Raw genomic sequence first — 17,509 nt, 5'->3', positions numbered from 1 at the left:
TGCTGCGTGCAAGCGGCATGCTTCTTGCCTGCAAACAACAAAAGAAAGCTCAAGGATAACCCTTGAGCCCGTTTTTTGTCGTTTGACGATTAGCGGAATTGGCCGCCTTGGCCGGACAGTTGCTGCTCCGCGATTTGGACCAGCTTTTTCGTGATATATCCGCCGAGCGAACCGGCATCGCGGGTTGCGATGTTGCCGTAGTAGCCGTCTTGCGGAATTTGCACGCCCAGTTGCTGAGCGGCTTCGTATTTCAATTGTTCCAAAGCTTGGCGAGCTTGAGGCACTACCAATGTATTGCTGCTGCGGGATTGACCTGCCATAATCGAACGTCTCCTTTCAATCTCTACGCTGTGTTCTGTTGCAAGCTTGCAAGCTTATTATGTACGGTCAGCGGAATTCTATGCCCGCGCCGCGATGCGAAGCGAAAATTTTTTCAGGAGGATATTCGTATGCCCAAATCGCTATCCCTGCTGTTTGCCGTCGTCACCGTGCTGCTTATGATGGCGACGGCTGTCTCGATTGCTCATAACGGTTGGCTCGCCGTGCTGCTGTTCGTGCTGACGGTTGCGAATATCGGGGCCGGATTCATCGTCCGGGCCCGGCTGCGCCGCCGGGAAGGCACCGACAGCGGCAATTTGTAATCGCGCCAAGTCAGCGCTTCGCCGCCAGGAAGCCCATCCGCTCCCGCACTTCGGCAACCGTCTTGTTCGCGATGGCGGACGCCTTCTCCGCTCCCTGGCGCAGAATGTCGTGAATTTCGCCCGAGCTGCGGATTTGACGGTATCTTTCCTGCAGCGGTTCGAGAACGGAGACAACCCGCTCGGCAAGCTCCTTCTTGAACGCGCCGTAGCCTTGCCCGTCGAAGCGCGCTTCGATTTCGGCAAGCGATTCGCCGGAGCAGTGGGAGAAGATGCTCATCAGGTTGCTGATCTCCGGCTTGTTCGCCGGATCGTAACGGACTTCGCGTCCGGAATCGGTCGTCGCCCGGCTGATCTTCTTGCGAATGACATCAGGCGGATCGAGCAGGGCGATATAGCTGCCCGGATTCGGGTTGCTCTTGCTCATCTTTTTCGAAGCATCGTCCAGCGACATGATGCGCGCGCCCACTTCCGGCGTATACGTCTCCGGCACCGTAAAATAATCGCCGAACCGGCCGTTGAACCGTTGCGCCAGATCGCGCGTCAGCTCCAGATGCTGCCGCTGGTCGTCGCCGACCGGCACAAGATCGGCCTGATAGAGCAGAATATCCGCGGCCATCAGTGTCGGATAAACGAACAGTCCGACGCCGATCGAATCTTTGCCCGCCGATTTCTCCTTATACTGCGTCATCCGCTCCAGCTCGCCCATGTAAGCGAGCGTGGTCATCAGCCAGCCGAGCTCGGCATGGGCAGGTACGTGCGACTGTACGAATACGGCCGCCTTCGCGGGATCGATGCCTGCCGCAATGAACAGCGAAGCGACCGATTCCGTCTGCTCGCGCAGCGCCTCCGGCTCCTGCGGAACGGTGATGGCGTGCAGATCGACCACCATAAACAGACAATCGTGCGTATGCTGCAGCTTGACAAAGTTTTGCATCGCGCCGATGTAGTTGCCGAGCGTCAATTGGCCGCTCGGTTGAATGCCGGATAATACCCGTTTCATAATCATGATCCCCGCCTTTCATGAAATTCCCTAAAATTACCTGCTGATTTCCATCGAAATTGTCTGCGATAAAACGCAAAAAAGCCCTCTCCCGCAAGGGACGAGGACCGTGGTGCCACCCTTATTCGCCGTCGTTCCGAATGCAATCGGGACAAACCGGCCTTTCGAATCCGTAACGTGGATCATCCGGACAGACATTCTGCGCGGGAACTTCGATCGGAACCAGACCCCTACGCATCCCTTCTGCCGACTCCGGGACCCATTCCATTCCGGGCATGCGCCGGTTCGCAGCAACCACCGGCTCTCTGCCGCATTCACCCGAATGTACTCTTTCCCATCATCGCGTTACCAATGATTATACCGCTCGGGCCGTCAATGTCAAGGCGACAATGTTCGTTGGTCTTATTTTGGGTACAAGCCGCATACCGTATAGTAGTCGTAATGATTACCAAGAAGAAGGGAGGTACACGATGCCGGCTTTTGTATTCCGATATGGCACACCGTTACTCGCCTTATGCTGCCTGGGGATGGCGATTCTGATCGGGACAACGCGGGATTGGTCGGATTGGTCCGCTTGGTTCGATTGGATCGACGCCCCGCACCTCCAATCGTTCAAAATTTTGTTCGTCAGCATTGTTCTGGAGGCTTTCCCTTTCCTTCTTCTCGGCGTGATCTTCTCCGCGCTGATCCAGGTTTTCGTCTCGGACCGGTTGATCCGCAAGCTGACGCCGCGCCGCCCTGTCGCAGGAGCCGTGTTCGGCGGCTTGCTCGGCATTTTGTTTCCGCTATGCGAATGCGGTATGATTCCGGTCGTGCGCCGGCTCATACGCAAAGGGATGCCGGCCTATATCGGCATCGTCTACCTATTGGCCGGACCGATCGTCAATCCGGTCGTTTACACGTCGACCGTTACCGCTTTCCGGCTTCAGCCGGATATGGCATGGGCGCGTATGGGACTTGGCTTTGCCGTAGCCGTTGTCATCGGTCTGCTGCTTTACCGCTTCGTCCGTACCGATCCTTTGAAAGTTTCGCCGGATGACGCGCCGCATATTCATGAGAGCGGTCATTCCCATCGGCATGACGCCGGCCGGGCGAAGGCACGGCAGGGACGGCTCGGCGCCGTCCTCCACCACGCATCGGAAGAATGCTTCGATATGGGCAAATATTTGATTTTCGGCGCGCTGCTGACCGCCCTTATCCAGACGGCGGTCGGACGCGAAGCGATCGCCGCCATTGCCGGACATTTGTGGCTGTCCTACGCTTTTATGGCCGGTTTCGCTTTTATCCTTTCCATCTGTTCCACTTCCGACGCCTTTATCGCCGCTTCGTTCAACGGCATGTTTCCTCCCGGCGCGCTTCTGGCGTTTCTGGTGTTCGGGCCCATGATCGATTTCAAAAATATGCTCATGCTGCTGTCCGCGTTCCGCTTCAAAATCGTGCTCGTCCTGCTGGCGCTGACGGTTGCGCTCGTGCTGCCCGGCGCCTGGCTCATCGGACGAATCTTCTGGTCGTAACGGCGCATGCTGCGGAAGGAGGCGTTAGGGATACGATGTCGAAACCGATGCGTTCATCGCTGATTCATCATCTCGTTCGTGCGGCGGCTTTTGCCGGCTATGCCTTTTTCATCGTCTATCTGGTGCGGTCCGGTTCGATCGGCCTGTATATCGCTCCCCGTATGGAGATGTACGTCAAGCTGTCGGCGCTCGCGCTGTATGCGGCGGCCTCCTGCCAGGCTTATCAAGCGTTTCGCATCTGGATTGACGGCAGCAAGGAGGCGGATTGCGACTGCGGACATGCGCACGGCCCGTCCCCGTCCGTATGGAAAAACGTTCTGGTTAACGGGTTGTTCGTTTTGCCGGTCGTGCTCGGTTTCCTGATGCCGGATGCGACACTCGGGAGCAGCCTCGCCGATAAAAAAGGGATGGCTTTGGGCGGCGCGGAAATCGCGAACCGCTGGTCGGCCGGCGACGCCGCGCCGCAGCGGCCGGACGGAGACGCCTCCGCGGACGCAACATCTACAGAAGGAATCGATCCGGACAACCTGTTCCCGGCCGATGAATATACGGCGGCTCATGCCGAATACGGGAAGCGGTTGTACAAAATGGAGCGCATCGCGGTGCAAGAGAACCTGTTTATCGAGACGCTGACAACGCTTGATCTGTACCGCCAACGTTTTGTCGGCAAAACGGTGGAAATCCGCGGTTTCGTCTATCGCGAAGAAGGGATGGGAACCGATCGGTTCGCCGTCGGCCGCTTCGCCATGAATTGCTGCTCGGCCGATTCCATGCCTTACGGCCTGCTCACCGAATGGCCGGAAGCGTACCGGCTGCATCCGGATCAGTGGGTGCGCGTCAGCGGCAAGCTGACGACGGCCGATTTCAACGGCGATGAAGTTCTGCTGCTGCAGGCGGAAACGGTCGAAGAAATCGAGGCGCCCGAATCGCCGTATGTCTATCCGAATGCCGGTTTCGATGAAGATTTCGCGGGCTGAACCCTATTCCGATCCGGATGTTCCCAATCGTATATCCCCGAATTTTGCAATGGAATCGAATTTTTTTCCATTTTGTCGAATGGAGTCGCATAAAATCATCCAGCGGGACCATACTAAGGGTACCAAAAGGAGGTGAATACGATGGCTGGACAATCCCGCAGCAGCAACTCTCTTGTTGTACCTCAAGCTAGCGCGGCGCTCGACCAAATGAAATTTGAAGTCGCCCAGGAGCTTGGCATTCAAATCCCGCAGGACGGTTATTACGGGTATATGGCAACCCGTGACACCGGCGCACTCGGCGGCTACATCACCCGCCGTCTTGTACAAATCGCAGAACAGCAACTCGCTGGACAATACCGGTAAGTTTCACCTCCATACATCCATACATTAAAGAAAAATGCTGCCCCAAAGCAGCATTTTTCTTTTTCGCGTTTACCGGAAAGCCGAGCCGGAGCCGTTCGCTTCCCGGTATCCCGGATGCTTCGGCTGAAACCGGAACATCGTGCTCGCCATATTGTAATTCGATTCATACTGGATGCTTGCCGACCATGTTCCGCTGTTCGCGCGGACGGAAAAATCGTATAAAATTTCGCCATGCGTCCAGTTTCTCTTCATCTTCAGCGCTTCGATCGCCATTCTCCTGAACGCTTGAACCTGAGCGGGAGTCATGCCTTTGGGAGCGCTTTCGAGCTCGCCGTTTCGGCTTTCGATCGGGTGATGCCGAATACCGAATTTCCCGACCGTGTTGTTACGGATATGTATCAGTACAGTACCGGCAACCGCATTCGTCAATTCCTCTTCCAGCTGACGAAAAACAAAGTCTACTTGCCGGGCTAGCGGCATCGCATCCGCATCCATCACTTCACCTCCTTGTATTACCCTTAATTTCTTGTTGTTTCCAGTCGCAAGCTTATTATAAGACAATAGTCCCTTATTTTCAACAAAATTTATCATTTTATTAGTTCTTTAGGACCATTAACACTTACGTTTCCCTTGCTCCGCTTCATTGCCGACGGCTGCAATACTTGATCAGCTGCGCGGCGTTGCGCGCCGCCGCTTCCAGATTTTTCTCCGCGTGCCGCAAACATTCCTCCAGCGATACGGGTGACGTTACCGTGGAGAAGCAGCTGACAAAGTAAGGCTGAAGCCGCTCCCAGCCCGTCCCCAGACTTCCGGAAATGAGCAGCGCGGGCTTGCCGGCCGACTGCGCAAGCTTGCCGACATGAAGCGGCAGCTTGCCGAACAGCGTTTGCCCGTCGCTGCGCCCTTCCCCGGTTATAATCCAGTCCGAACGGGCTATGCGGGCGCGCAATCCGACGATCCGTTCCAAAACTTCGGCGCCGGGCACGATCTTTCCGCCGAGCAGCAGCAGGGCAAAACCGAGGCCGCCCGCCGCTCCGGCGCCGGGGAAGTCGCGCAGCCGTTTGCCTGCCGCATCCTCAACCTGATCGGCATACCGGCACATCGCCTGCTCCAGCAGCTCGACCATAGCGGCATCCGCCCCCTTCTGGGGACCGTAAACCCGGGTCGCGCCCTGCTCTCCGAGCAGCGGATTCGCCACATCGGAAGCGATCGTAATCGCGCATTCCGCCAGACGTTTGTCCAGTCCGGACAAGTCGACGCGCGCAAGCTCGGCCAAATCCCGTCCGAAGCCGGCCAGTTCCTCGCCGTCCCGTCCCCAAAATTTCGCCCCGAGCGCGCTCAGCATGCCCATCCCGCCATCGTTCGTCGCACTACCTCCCAATCCGATCACCATCCGCCGGTATCCGCGGTCCAGAACCTGACGCATCGCATCGCCGAGTCCTCTGGTCGTCGCGAGCAGCGGATTGCGTTCGGACGGCTTCACCATCGGCAGCCCGAACAGGCCGGCGGCTTCCATGACCGCGCAAGGTCCGTCTTCGGTCTCGATATGGCCGATGCGGGCGGCGATCGGTTCACCGGACCATCCGGCCGCCGTCAGCTCGACGATCCGCCCCGACGCCCCCGCGACGATCGCCTCCACCGTTCCTTCCCCGCCGTCCGCCATCGGCAGCGCCTCGATATCGGCGTCTTCCAGCTCCGCGCGCAGCGCCCTCCCGATTACGGCGCATACTTCCAATGCCGACATGCTTCCTTTGTACGAATCCGGCGCAAGCACGATTTTCATTCGACCGCCTCCTACAGCTTCCATAATCGTACGGACGCTTTCTTCCGCTTTGACTGCATTATACCAGATTACTTTTGGCGGGAATAAACGTTTTCCGGAACTCGTTTAAAAAAGTGCGTGCATCTGCCGATATATTGGTTATAAAGGCACGGCTATTGCAGGCGGTTCGACCTAAACCATCGGAACTTATGGCCGTTTATACCTATGAAAAGGAGCGTATTCAGATGCAATGGTTCTACTCCTTATCCTTGCGCAAGAAGCTTCTGACGGGCTGCTACGCGATCGCGCTGCTGCTGTCCGCGGCCATGGTGCTGACGACCAGTTTGAGCGGAGGCTCGTTCTGGGCCGCATTGATCGTCGCGCTCGCCCTGCTCTGCGCCGTATACCCGGTTGTTCGCGTGATCGAGCGGGCGATCGGCGGTTCCATCGAAGAGATGACTTCCATTGCGTTCCGCATCTCCAAAGGGGATTTTACGCAGAAAGTCGACATGAACTCCTCGATGGCTTCCTTGGGCGAGCTCGGCCATTCGTTCAACAGCATGATCGACAAGCTGCGCGAAATTTTGAACAACACGATGAATCTGACCCGTCACGTGACAGAGGCGAGCCACAGCATCCACAGCCGCAACCAGGAGTTGAAAACGGTTATGGAACAGGTTGCGGCTTCGGCGGGGGAACTGGCTACCGGGGCTAACGAAATTTCCCGGGACGTCGGCGACATGACCGAATCGATCCGGGAGATCGAAGAGCAGGTCGCCTCCTATGCCGATTCGACACGGGAGATGAATCGCCGTTCCGAGCAGACCTTGCAGCTGGTCGAGCAAGGACGGCAGGCTGTCGATACGCAGGCCGAGGGCATGAAACGAAATGTGGAAGCGACCGCCAAAGTCGCGGAAACGATCGCCGATCTGGCGAAAAATGCAGAAGGTATCTCGGCCATTACGCGGACGATCTCGGATCTGGCCGAACAGACGAATCTGCTGTCGCTGAACGCCTCGATCGAGGCCGCCCGGGCGGGCGAGCATGGCAAAGGCTTTGCGGTAGTCGCTCAGGAGGTGCGCAAGCTTGCCGAGGAATCGAGCACGGCTACCAAAGAAGTGTTCGGGCTTGTCCGCAATATTGACACCGGCATTCAGCAGGCGATCGAACATATGCGGGCCAACGAAGAAATCGTCCGGCTGCAGAACGAGCTGCTGAAGGATTCGGAACGGATTTTTGAAGAAATCGTTCAGAGCATGCGCTTCATATCCGAGCAAATATCCGCATTCGCAGGCCAGAGCGACTCCATGCTGGACAGCGCCCGGCACATTGCCGGCGCCATCCAGAACATATCCGCCATTACACAGCAGGCGGCGGCCGGCACCGAGCAAATGTCTTCCTCGATGAACGAACAGATCGCTTCGCTGCAGAACGTCGTCGAAGATACGAACCGCATGCTCCAGATGGTATCGCAGCTTCAGAGGACCATTCAAATTTTCAAGCTTCAATAAAACGCGGCGCGAGCGGCTTGTCCCCGGGAACAAGCCGCTCGCGCCGTCTTCATGTCCGAATCTTCTATCCGTTATTCCTTTTGTATTCGTACCCGATCGCATCGAGAAAGGCGCGGGCCAGCACCATATGTCCGGCGACCGACGGATGAACGCGATCCCAGGCCAGAACGGCGGGGTATACATGCTCCAGCACGCGGTCGAACGCCGCCTGCGTATCGACGAACAGCGTGCCGTTCCGTTCCGCCACCCGTTTCACGATCCCGCCGTACTGGTCCATTCGCGCGCGCATCGCGTCGCTCTTGTTCGGTTCCAGGTAGAACGGCGTCATCAGAACGATGCCCTTGACGCTGGGAGCGGTCTGCGCCACAAGCCGCTCCAGCGTTTCCTCGTATTCTTCAGGCAGCACATGGATTTCCGGCATCGTCGGCCGGTCGAATTGCCGCCACACATCGTTCGTCCCGATCATCACGGACACCCATTGCGGCTTAAGCTCCAGCACGTCGGTCTGCCACCGCTGCTGCAAATCGCGAACCGTATTGCCGCTAATGCCGGTGTTCGTTACGCGAATGTTCAGCTCCGGATATGCCGATGTCAGGAAAGCCTCGACGAGACTGACATATCCTCTTCCGAGCCCGTCGGATGAGCCTTCGCCAATCGGCCGGCCGCGTCCGCAATCGGTGATGGAATCTCCGATCATGACAAGCCTGTCATTCCGATCCAATTTCATGAGCCGTTTTCCCTCTCCCTTGCCGGCGGGGCTGTCCCCCATGCTGCGGATGGCGAATCAGCGCTCCGCCCTCATCGTATTGGTCAGCGAACCGAGCTTTTCGATCTGGATGGTGACAACGTCGCCGTCTTTCAAGTATACTTGCTTTTCCGGCGGATAGCCAAGCACAACCCCTTCCGGCGTGCCCGTCAGGATAATGTCGCCGGGAACGAGTGTCATATGCTGTGAAATATAGTGGACGATCTCCTTGCAGGAGAAAATCATATCGGACGTGTTGGACTGCTGCCGCACTTCCCCGTTAACGGTGCAGGAGATGGCCAAATTGTTCGGATCGCCCACTTCGTCGGCCGTGACCAGATAAGGTCCGAGCGGAGAGAAGCCGTCGCAGCATTTGCCGAGCAGCCACTGCGGGGTGCGGAACTGCAGATCGCGGGCCGACAAATCGTTGACGCAGCAGTAACCGAACACGTAATCGAGCGCATCGTCCGGCGAATCGATATATTTCGCTTCCTTGCCGATGACGATGACGAGTTCGGCCTCGTAATCGACCTGCTCGCTCACTTTCGGGAGCGCCACCTCGTCGCCGTGACCGCACAGCGTATTGGCGAATTTGTTGAACAGAATCGGATATTGTGGAATCGGCGAGTTCGTCTCTTCCGCATGCTTCCGGTAATTCAGCCCGACGCAAATTATTTTGCCCGGCCGCGTCACGCACGGCGCCAGCCGCAGCGACGCCTCCTCGCGAATGGCTCCGCCCGGCGCGGACAGCGCCTTGTCCACAATGCCGTTCAGCGCCGCGATAGCCGCGCTGCCGCCTTCGATGACGGCATGGACGTCCGCCGGCGCTTCGATTCCGGCGGCCTCGGCAGCGGCCGCAACGTCGACGACGCCTTTGTCCGTCACGACGCCCAGGCGCACGTCCCCATTCTCTTTAAAATTCAACAGCTTCATATTCGCATCTCCTCTCCTATATGGCTCCTTATATATGGCTCCTTACGCGTTCTTGCCGAATACGACGCCGCCGTCGATGTACAGCGGCGAGCCCATCATAAATTTCGATTCGTCGGATGCGAGGAACAGCGCCGCCTTGGCCACATCCTCCGGCCGTCCGAGCTCCCCTGTCAGCTGGCGCCGCTTGATCGAGGCGAACCCTTCCTCGGGATCGGCGTACGACGTGCGCAAATAATGCTCCACGAACGGCGTCAGAATGGTGCCCGGAAGCAGCGCGTTGACCCGGATGCCGTATTCCGCATAGTCGACCTGCATCGACTTGGTCAGCGCGAGCACGGCGCCTTTCGTCGCCGAGTACGACGCCCTGCGGGCGAGGCCGATCTCGGCGATGCAGGACGACATGTTGATGATGTTGCCCGAACGCCGCTCCATCATATGCGGAATGACGTATTTGCACGGCAGATAGACCCCGCGGATATTGACGTTCATCACCTTGTCCCATACGTCCGGCTCGACCTCGTGAATCGCGCCTACGCCGCTGATGCCCGCGTTGTTGAACAGCACGTCGATGCGCCCGAGCCGGCCGATTGCCGTATCGACCATCGCCTTCACCGATGCCGGATCGGTGACGTCCGCCTGAATAAACAGGGCGGAGCCTCCCGCCGCTTCGATTTCCCGGACGGTTTCCTCGCCTTTGGCCGGCTCGAGATCGTTGACGATTACCGTCGCCCCTTCGCCGGCGAACAACAGCGCGCTCGCTTTGCCGATTCCCGAACCCGCTCCGGTGATCAGCACCACTTTGTCTTTCAACCTCATCGTTGCTTGCTCCTCCCCCAATATGGCCCCGCGTCCTTCGCACAGAGCGAGGACCCGGCCCTGCGCTTTTTCCTTCCGTTACAGTCTTTGCCGGGAAGCCGAGATGCGCTTCGCGACCTCCCGCACTTCCGCTTCGGCCTGCTGCTGCTTCCGTTCCCATTCGTGAACGGTCATCGAGCAGCTGACGCCGGCTATGACCCGGCCTTCGCTGTCCACTACCGGAGCGGCAACGCAGCAGAAGCCGAGCACGCCTTCCTGCAAGTCATACGCGACGCCTGCCGCCGCCGCAGCGCGCAGCTCCGCGAACAGCGCGTCCCGGCTCGGAAGCGAATGGGGCGTCACCCGCTGCAGCGGCTCGCCATCCGGGTACAGCGATAGCCACGTTTCCTCCGGCAGCCCGGCCAGCATCGCCTTGCCGAGCGCCGTAGCGTGAGCGGGAAAGCGCATGCCGGGCGAGGAGGCCAGCCGGACGGGCGTATCCGCCTCCTCCTTCGCCAGATAGACGACCTCCCGGCCTTCGAGCTTGCCGAGCTGGAACGTCTCGCCGATCCGCCGCTTCGCCATCCCCGCTTCGCGGTGAAATGCGGCTATATAGTCGTGCTGGCGGAAGTAAGCGCCACCAAACTCCCCCATCGCGGAGCCGAGCGCATACGTATCGTCGGCAAGCTTGTCGACCCAGCGCATCCGCTCCAGCGTCGTCAGCATCGCATACATCGAGCTCTTGTTCACGTTCAGCCGCCGCGACAGCTCCATCAGCTTCCAGCGCGCCGGTTCTGCTGCAATGAGACGAAGCACTTCGTTGGCCCGCAGGACGGCGGGCACCTGGTATTTCTCTGCCAAAGCCCACTTCCTTTTGGTTTAGTATATAAAACCGTTGTTTTGTATAATGCAATCTTATCATACCACGGAAACGCTTACGCGAGCAATACCGTTCATACGGATAGCCGAGATTAGCTGGGCCTGGATTACCGGGATTGCAGGGATTGTCGGGGATTGCAGGGGATTACCGGGATTACCGGGATTACCGGGATTACCGGGATTACCGGGATTACCGGGATTACCGGGATTACCGGGATTGCAGGGATTGCAGGGATTGTCAGGGATTGCAGGGATTGTCAGGGATTGCAGGGATTGCAGGGGTTGCCGAGATAGCCGGGGCTGCCGCCTTCTCCTTCCGCCGCAGCATGAGCCGGAACCCAATTGACTGTAAGCGAGCATTATGCCGTCTCATTTAACTGTCATTAACCTTTTCCTTGGCGTTCCCTTCCAACCGCTCGAACTGTGCTACAATGAGGCTGAATCATTGCCGCTTCAAGAAACGCTCGGCATGTTCCGGGGAAGGCGGCGCTGTTGCCTACGTTTTCGCACAACGATAAATGTCAGTCAAGCCCGCCCAAAGATCCGAACGCCCCGGGCAACAGGACGGATGCGGCCCGTCCGGCAAAGGAGGCGAATAGAGCTTGAAATTATCCGTCTTTACGGTGGCGGTTCCCGACATGACGCCGGAGCAGCTGTGCTCGGCGGCCGAGGCGGCGGGTATCGTCGGCATCGAATGGAGATGCAAGGAAACGCCCGAGCATGTGCGGAAGGAAGCGCCCTCGTTCTGGGGCAATAACCGCTGCACGATCGATCCACGGGCGTCGGAGGAAAAACTGGCGTCCCTGGCGCAAACGGTGCGCGCAACGGGCAGACGGTCGCTTGCGCTGGCCCCTTACTTGTCCTGCGGCGACCTGGAGGGTACCGAGCGCATGTTTCGCATCGCCCGTTCGCTTGGGGCCTCTCTTGTGCGCGTCGGCGTCCCGGGCTACGACGGCAGCCGCGATTTCGGCAGCCTGTTCGCCGAGGCGTCCGCTTATTTGGCCGAAGTGGAAGCGCTCGCAGGCGACTATGGGGTGAAGGCGCTCGTGGAGACGCATCACCGGACGATTGCGCCCAGCGCCTCGCTCGCCCACCGTCTCGTATCGCGTTTCGATCCGGACAAAGTAGGCGTGCTGTACGATCCCGGCAACATGGTGTACGAAGGATTCGAAAATTACCGGATGGGGTTTGAGCTGCTCGGCCCGTATCTGGCGCATGTCCATGTCAAAAATGCCGGATGGTCGCCCGCCCGCGGCGGGAGCGGCGCGCATCCGAACTTGCCCCAGGCCGAAGGGAGCGGCGGACCGGAAGCCGAGCCGTTGTCTCCGGTCGAGTGGACTTGCGGATGGCGGCCGATCGCGAGCGGCATCGTGCCGTGGCGGCAGGTGCTCGCCGATCTCAAGGCCGTCGGCTACGACGGCTGGCTCGGTCTGGAAGATTTCAGCGGAGCTTACGGCTCCGCGGATATGCTGCGCGTATATGCGGCGCAAATGAACGAATGGCAGGGAGATGGAACGAATGGATAACGTACGGTTCGGAATTGTAGGAATCGGCAATATGGGGGCGAGCCATGCGAAGCATTTGCTGGCCGGCGCCGTCAACGGCGCGACGCTTGCGGCCGTTTGCGACGGCATGCCGGAAAAACGGCAGTGGGCGGAAGCCCATCTGCCCGGCGTTCCCTTTTTTGAAACGTCGGAGCAGATGTACGAATCCGGACTCGTGGACGCGGTCATAATCGCGACGCCGCATTATGATCATCCGCCGGAAGCCCGCAAAGCGTTCGCCGCCGGCCTGCACGTCCTGATCGAGAAGCCGGCGGGCGTCTATACGAAGCAGGTTCGCCAGATGAACGAAGCCGCCGCGGCGAGCGGCCGCAAATTCGGCATCGTCTACAACCAGCGCATGAATCCGCTGTACGTGAAGCTGCGCGAATTGATCGCAAGCGGCGAGCTGGGCGAAATCCGCCGCACGAACTGGATCATCACGAACTGGTACCGTTCGCAGGCGTATTACGATTCCGGCTCCTGGCGCGCGACCTGGGCCGGAGAAGGCGGCGGCGTGCTAATCAACCAATGTCCGCATCAGCTGGATCTGTGGCAGTGGACGATCGGCATGATGCCGTCGCGAATCCGGGCGTTCTGCCATTTCGGCAAGCATCGCGACATCGAGGTGGAGGACGACGTCACCGCTTACGTCGAGTACCCGAACGGCGCGACCGGCGTATTCGTGACGACGACCGGCGAAGCGCCGGGCACGAACCGGTTCGAGGTCAGCGGCGACCGCGGCAAAATCGTCGTCGAGAACGGCAACATGCAGTTTTGGCGGCTGCGCGAGTCGGAACGGGAGTTCAACAAGCGCAACCGAGTCCCTTTCGCCGCTCCGGAATGCTGGAAAGTGGAGCTTCCGCCGTTCGGCCGCAGCCCCGAACATGTCGGGATCATGCAAAATTTCACCGACGCCATCCGGCACGGCACGCCGCTTGTCGCTCCAGGCGAAGAAGGAATACGCGGTCTTTCCATTTCCAATGCGATGCATCTGTCTACCTGGCTCGACGATTGGGTCGACCTGCCTTTTGACGAAGATTTGTACGAGCGCGAGCTGAACCGGCGGATCGCAGGCTCCCGGCATTCCAAGAGAGCCGAACTGCAGAGCGCGGCCCCTGTCGATTTGTCCGGCACGCATTAACCCGCAAATGAAAGGACGTGAGCTTCCGATGTCAGCATCATCCTCTCCCGAACCTACCTTCGGCAAGAAGGACGGCATGACCTACGCGCCGAAAGCCGCCAAGCCGGAGCCCGTATGCGGGCCGGGCGAATTCGTTTTCGCCGCTGCGGCGCTTGACCACGGCCATATTTACGGCCAGACCAACGGCCTGCTTGAGGCTGGCGGAACGCTGAAATGGGTGTACGATCCCGACCCGGACAAGGTGAAGGCGTTCTGCCGCACCTTTCCGCAAGCGAAGGCGGCGCCGTCGCTGGAAACGATTCTGAACGATCCCGAAGTCCGGCTCGTCGCCGCGGCCGCCATTCCTTCCGAACGGTGCGCGCTCGGCTTGAGGGTCATGGACAGCGGCAAAGATTATTTTACCGACAAGACGCCTTTCACCACGCTGGAGCAGCTGGCCGCCGCCCGCCGCAAAGCCGCCGAAACGGGGCGCAAATATATGGTGTACTACAGCGAGCGTCTCCATGTCGAAAGCGCGATCTATGCCGGCCGTTTAATTGATGAAGGAGCGATCGGGCGCGTCGTCCAGGTGCTGGGCACCGGACCGCATCGGCTTGGCAAGAACCGCCCGGACTGGTTTTTCCGCAAAGAACAATACGGCGGCATCCTGTGCGACATCGGCAGCCATCAGATCGAGCAGTTTCTTTATTATACGGGCTGCAAGGATGCGCGCGTGGCCTCGAGCAAGGTCGGGAACTACCGCAATCCGCAGCATCCGGAACTGGAGGATTTCGGCGATGCGACGCTGATCGGCGACAACGGCGCAACCGGATATTTCCGCGTCGACTGGCTGACGCCCGACGGGCTCGGCACCTGGGGCGACGGACGGACGATCATTCTCGGGACGGACGGCTATATCGAGCTGCGTAAATATATCGATGTCGCCCGCGAGAAGTCCGGCGACCATGTATACCTGGTCAATCACGAGGGCGAGTATCATTTCAACGTCAGCGGACAAATCGGATACCCGTTTTTCGGCGAACTCATTCTCGACTGCCTGAACCGGACGGAACATGCGATGACCCAGGAGCATGCGTTCAAAGCGGCGGAACTATGTCTGATCGCGCAGCGGGACGCGGAACGGGTGCAATAACGGTAAGCGGCATGGTACAATCGCCTTACGAAGAAACGTTTCCGTGCCGTTAGCCGGCACGGAAGACGAAGATACGCCGGAGGTGAGGGCCGATGGCCGTGCCGCAATGGGATCGGCCGATCGATTTCGTTTACCGCCACGCAGCGCCGATGGAAGGAATCCACTTCCATTCCCATGCCATGTACGAGCTGTATTATTTTCATCAGGGGCAATGCAATTATTTGATCGGGGACAAGCTGTTCTCGCTTTCGCCCGGCGATCTTATCCTGATGCACGGGATGACTCTTCACTGCCCGAATCCTTCCCCGCACGCGCCGTATGTGCGGACCATGTTCCATTTCGATCCGGCGTACGTTCAGCGGATTTTACAGCCCGAGCTGGCGCGGGCGCTGCTTGCGCCGTTCGAGCGGCTGCGCAATTATCGCATTCGGCTGAATCCGGATCAGCGGAAGGAAGCGGAGCGGATGTTCGCGGAGATGGACGGGCTGTACGCCGCCGGCGACGGCGGGCCGGATTATAAGTACGAGCGGTTCGTCATGCGTTTTATCGAGCTGCTGTATATGGTGAAAGGCTGGTGCGCCTCTCCGGAAGGCGCCCATGCCCCGGCTTCCGAACGGGAGAAGCATGTGCAGCGGGTCATTACGTTTCTGGAAGAGCACTATGCCGAGCATTTGACGCTGGAGGCGATAGCCGAATCGCTCCATCTGACAAAGCCGTATTTGTCCAACATGTTCAAGAGCGTAACCGGTACGACCGTATTCAAATATTTGTACAACCGGCGCATTAATCAGGCCAAAATTTACTTCCGCCTCGAGCCCCATCGTTCGGTGACGGATATTTGCCATGCGGTCGGGTTTCAGCATTTGCCGCATTTTAGCCGAATGTTCAAGGCGGCGGTCGGCACGACGCCCGAAGCGTACCGCAGACGGATGGCCCAGGCGGCGTCCCGGTCCTAGACGGCCGGCGGACCGGGGCGGGCGCTGCCGTACCGCGCGCTGCCGTACTGCGCGCAGGCCCGGCTTTCGGGCTATACCTGCAAACCGACGCCGCCGGTGAAAGCCGAAGGCGGTGAATACTGCAAAAGTGCAGGATTTTTGCCCCTGACGGATACTTTTGGCTCACATTCCTGCAAAAGTACAGGATTTTTTATCCATTTCCGTCTCACATACCGTTTGGAGGTCGAAAATATTGCATTATCGCAGGAATTTGAGCGTTCAGGCTGTCAATAGCGGAAAAAAACTGCACTTTTGCAGGATTGGTTGATTTAACACGAATGAAAACAGCAGCGAACAGGTGCTAAGGCCAAACGGCTAAGGCTAAACGGCAGCGAGCAGGTGCTAGGGCTAAACAGTATCGACAGTTGTCAGGGCTAAACGGTAGCGAACAGGTGTCGGTTGCAATCGGGCGGCTCAATACCGTCGCGCAGCACGCCCCGGGACAACCTCTCATGCCCGTTGTGCAGCACGCCCCAGAGGAACTTGTCGCACCCGCCGCGCTCCCTCTTCATCGTTCCCTCCGTACCGCGCCGTTACAACCGGCAAAGTTGTCTGGCGTTTTCGTACAGCACCTTGTGCCTAGTTTACGGGCTCATCCGCCAAAAGGCCAGCGGGTCGAAATCCCATGCAGATAGTCGCTCGAATGCGGCAGCATGTTGTCGGTGCCGTCCATGGTGTCGACCTCGGCGTCGTCCATCGCGACCACAGCGCCGCCCATGGCGTCGACCTCGGCATCGTCCATGGCGCCGACCACAGCATCGCCCATAGCGCCGTCCATAGCGTCGACCTCGCGTCGCCCATGGTGTCGACCTCGGCATCGTCCATAGCATCGGCCATAGCGTCGCCCATGGCGTCGACCTCGCGTCGACCTCGCGTCATCCATGGCGTCGTCCATCGCGACCACAGCGCCGCCCATGGTGTCGACCTCGGCATCGTCCATAGCATCGGCCATAGCGTCGCCCATGGCGTCGACCTCGCGTCGACCTCGCGTCGTCCATGGCGTCGGCCATCGCGACCATAGCGCCGTCCATGGCGTCGACCTCGCGTCGGCCATCGCGACCACAGCATCGCCCATGGTGTCGACCTCGGCATCGTCCATAGCATCGGCCATAGCGTCGCCCATGGCGTCGACCTCGCGTCGACCTCGCGTCGTCCATGGCGTCGCCCATCGCGACCACAGCGTCGCCCATAGCGCCGTCCATGGCGTCGTCCTCGGCGTCGTCCATCGCGACCATAGCGTCGACCATAGCGTCGACCTCGGCATCGTCCATGGCGCCGACCACAGCATCGCCCATAGCGCCGTCCCTGGCGTCGACCTCGGCATCGTCCATGGCTACCGCAGCATCGTCCATGGCGACCTCAGCGTCGGCCCTATTGAGCAGGTCGACCGGATGTTGCAGATTGTCCGGCTCCTCCACCGGCTGCGTCGACAAGCAACAGTGCTCGCAGATGTATTGGCTCAGCAACTGCTCAAGCCAAGGCGCCTGGGTGCGCAGCGCCTTGGCTGAGCCACGCTATGCCGCCTTCAACAAGCACGGCCTTGAGCCGGGGAAACTTCCCGAATATCCCACCGCACG

The 17,509-nt window shown here is 59.3% G+C and carries 19 protein-coding genes and 1 other annotated feature; of the genes, 10 read left to right on the top strand and 9 right to left on the bottom strand.

Features of this window, described 5'->3' with window-relative positions; all coding sequences use genetic code 11:
• Positions 1-89 precede the first annotated feature (89 nt).
• Positions 90-323 (bottom strand): alpha/beta-type small acid-soluble spore protein, encoded by a 234-nt coding sequence (locus ABEV74_RS06330; RefSeq protein WP_062491444.1) that lies wholly within the window; start codon positions 321-323, stop codon positions 90-92.
• Between the two features lie 126 nt (positions 324-449).
• Between ABEV74_RS06330 and ABEV74_RS06325 the strand changes: the two genes are divergently transcribed.
• Complete coding sequence (locus tag ABEV74_RS06325; protein WP_062491442.1) at positions 450-641, top strand: DUF5325 family protein; 192 nt, start codon at positions 450-452, stop codon at positions 639-641.
• A 10-nt stretch (positions 642-651) separates the two neighbouring features.
• Here the strand turns inward: ABEV74_RS06325 and trpS are convergent, their stop codons facing one another.
• Positions 652-1,641 (bottom strand): tryptophan--tRNA ligase, encoded by a 990-nt coding sequence (gene trpS, locus ABEV74_RS06320; RefSeq protein WP_062496579.1) that lies wholly within the window; start codon positions 1,639-1,641, stop codon positions 652-654.
• Between the two features lie 93 nt (positions 1,642-1,734).
• Positions 1,735-1,991: a binding site (T-box leader), on the bottom strand.
• A gap of 120 nt (positions 1,992-2,111) precedes the next feature.
• On the opposite strand from trpS, the gene ABEV74_RS06315 reads away from it, so the two are divergent.
• The 3 genes from ABEV74_RS06315 to ABEV74_RS06305 all read left to right on the top strand — a co-directional run bounded on the left by ABEV74_RS06315 (position 2,112) and on the right by ABEV74_RS06305 (position 4,495).
• Complete coding sequence (locus ABEV74_RS06315; RefSeq protein WP_430144476.1) at positions 2,112-3,155, top strand: permease; 1,044 nt, start codon at positions 2,112-2,114, stop codon at positions 3,153-3,155.
• Positions 3,156-3,190: 35 nt separating this feature from the next.
• Complete coding sequence (locus ABEV74_RS06310; protein WP_430144473.1) at positions 3,191-4,132, top strand: TIGR03943 family putative permease subunit; 942 nt, start codon at positions 3,191-3,193, stop codon at positions 4,130-4,132.
• Between the two features lie 141 nt (positions 4,133-4,273).
• On the top strand, positions 4,274-4,495 hold the full coding sequence (locus tag ABEV74_RS06305; protein WP_062491437.1) for an alpha/beta-type small acid-soluble spore protein: 222 nt from the start codon (positions 4,274-4,276) through the stop codon (positions 4,493-4,495).
• Positions 4,496-4,564: 69 nt separating this feature from the next.
• Here ABEV74_RS06305 and ABEV74_RS06300 read toward each other — a convergent pair whose 3' ends face one another.
• Positions 4,565-4,990 carry a hypothetical protein gene (locus ABEV74_RS06300; protein ID WP_062491434.1) on the bottom strand — a complete coding sequence of 142 codons (426 nt, stop codon included), beginning with the start codon at positions 4,988-4,990 and terminating at the stop codon, positions 4,565-4,567.
• Positions 4,991-5,135: 145 nt separating this feature from the next.
• Complete coding sequence (locus ABEV74_RS06295; RefSeq protein ID WP_213531208.1) at positions 5,136-6,278, bottom strand: glycerate kinase; 1,143 nt, start codon at positions 6,276-6,278, stop codon at positions 5,136-5,138.
• 224 nt (positions 6,279-6,502) lie between these two features.
• On the opposite strand from ABEV74_RS06295, the gene ABEV74_RS06290 reads away from it, so the two are divergent.
• Positions 6,503-7,768, top strand: a complete 1,266-nt coding sequence (locus ABEV74_RS06290) for a methyl-accepting chemotaxis protein (protein ID WP_430144470.1) — start codon at positions 6,503-6,505, stop codon at positions 7,766-7,768.
• 64 nt (positions 7,769-7,832) lie between these two features.
• Here ABEV74_RS06290 and ABEV74_RS06285 read toward each other — a convergent pair whose 3' ends face one another.
• From ABEV74_RS06285 to ABEV74_RS06270, 4 genes are all read right to left on the bottom strand, one after another.
• Positions 7,833-8,495, bottom strand: coding sequence for an SGNH/GDSL hydrolase family protein (locus tag ABEV74_RS06285; RefSeq protein WP_430144467.1), 663 nt, complete (start codon positions 8,493-8,495; stop codon positions 7,833-7,835).
• Positions 8,496-8,552: 57 nt separating this feature from the next.
• Positions 8,553-9,446 carry a fumarylacetoacetate hydrolase family protein gene (locus ABEV74_RS06280; protein ID WP_213531204.1) on the bottom strand — a complete coding sequence of 298 codons (894 nt, stop codon included), beginning with the start codon at positions 9,444-9,446 and terminating at the stop codon, positions 8,553-8,555.
• A 42-nt stretch (positions 9,447-9,488) separates the two neighbouring features.
• Positions 9,489-10,262, bottom strand: coding sequence for an SDR family NAD(P)-dependent oxidoreductase (locus ABEV74_RS06275; RefSeq protein WP_062491424.1), 774 nt, complete (start codon positions 10,260-10,262; stop codon positions 9,489-9,491).
• A 78-nt stretch (positions 10,263-10,340) separates the two neighbouring features.
• Positions 10,341-11,102, bottom strand: coding sequence for an IclR family transcriptional regulator (locus ABEV74_RS06270; RefSeq protein ID WP_430144463.1), 762 nt, complete (start codon positions 11,100-11,102; stop codon positions 10,341-10,343).
• 620 nt (positions 11,103-11,722) lie between these two features.
• Between ABEV74_RS06270 and ABEV74_RS06265 the strand changes: the two genes are divergently transcribed.
• The 4 genes from ABEV74_RS06265 (at position 11,723) to ABEV74_RS06250 (ending at position 15,893) form a co-directional block, all read left to right on the top strand.
• Positions 11,723-12,646 (top strand): sugar phosphate isomerase/epimerase family protein, encoded by a 924-nt coding sequence (locus ABEV74_RS06265; protein ID WP_430144460.1) that lies wholly within the window; start codon positions 11,723-11,725, stop codon positions 12,644-12,646.
• Positions 12,639-13,805, top strand: coding sequence for a Gfo/Idh/MocA family protein (locus ABEV74_RS06260; protein WP_062491419.1), 1,167 nt, complete (start codon positions 12,639-12,641; stop codon positions 13,803-13,805). The genes ABEV74_RS06265 and ABEV74_RS06260 overlap by 8 nt, the downstream gene beginning before the upstream one ends.
• Before the next feature lie 28 nt (positions 13,806-13,833).
• Positions 13,834-14,937: a Gfo/Idh/MocA family protein gene (locus ABEV74_RS06255; RefSeq protein WP_213531200.1), complete on the top strand. Its 1,104-nt coding sequence runs from the start codon at positions 13,834-13,836 to the stop codon at positions 14,935-14,937.
• A gap of 92 nt (positions 14,938-15,029) precedes the next feature.
• Positions 15,030-15,893, top strand: coding sequence for a helix-turn-helix transcriptional regulator (locus ABEV74_RS06250; protein ID WP_213531198.1), 864 nt, complete (start codon positions 15,030-15,032; stop codon positions 15,891-15,893).
• A 631-nt stretch (positions 15,894-16,524) separates the two neighbouring features.
• Here ABEV74_RS06250 and ABEV74_RS06245 read toward each other — a convergent pair.
• Positions 16,525-17,055, bottom strand: a complete 531-nt coding sequence (locus ABEV74_RS06245) for a hypothetical protein (RefSeq protein ID WP_430144456.1) — start codon at positions 17,053-17,055, stop codon at positions 16,525-16,527.
• On the opposite strand from ABEV74_RS06245, the gene ABEV74_RS06240 reads away from it, so the two are divergent.
• The gene (locus ABEV74_RS06240; RefSeq protein ID WP_430144453.1) at positions 17,054-17,440 is read left to right on the top strand and encodes a hypothetical protein; all 387 of its coding nucleotides are present in this window, start codon (positions 17,054-17,056) and stop codon (positions 17,438-17,440) included. The two genes, ABEV74_RS06245 and ABEV74_RS06240, sit on opposite strands and share 2 nt — an antisense overlap.
• The last annotated feature ends 69 nt before the right edge of the window (positions 17,441-17,509 follow it).

It is taken from the genome of Paenibacillus cisolokensis (genome assembly GCF_050481165.1).
In the GTDB taxonomy this organism is placed as follows: Bacteria; Bacillota; Bacilli; order Paenibacillales; family Paenibacillaceae; genus Paenibacillus_AH; species Paenibacillus_AH cisolokensis.
This window is presented reverse-complemented; position numbering and strand designations above follow the sequence as displayed.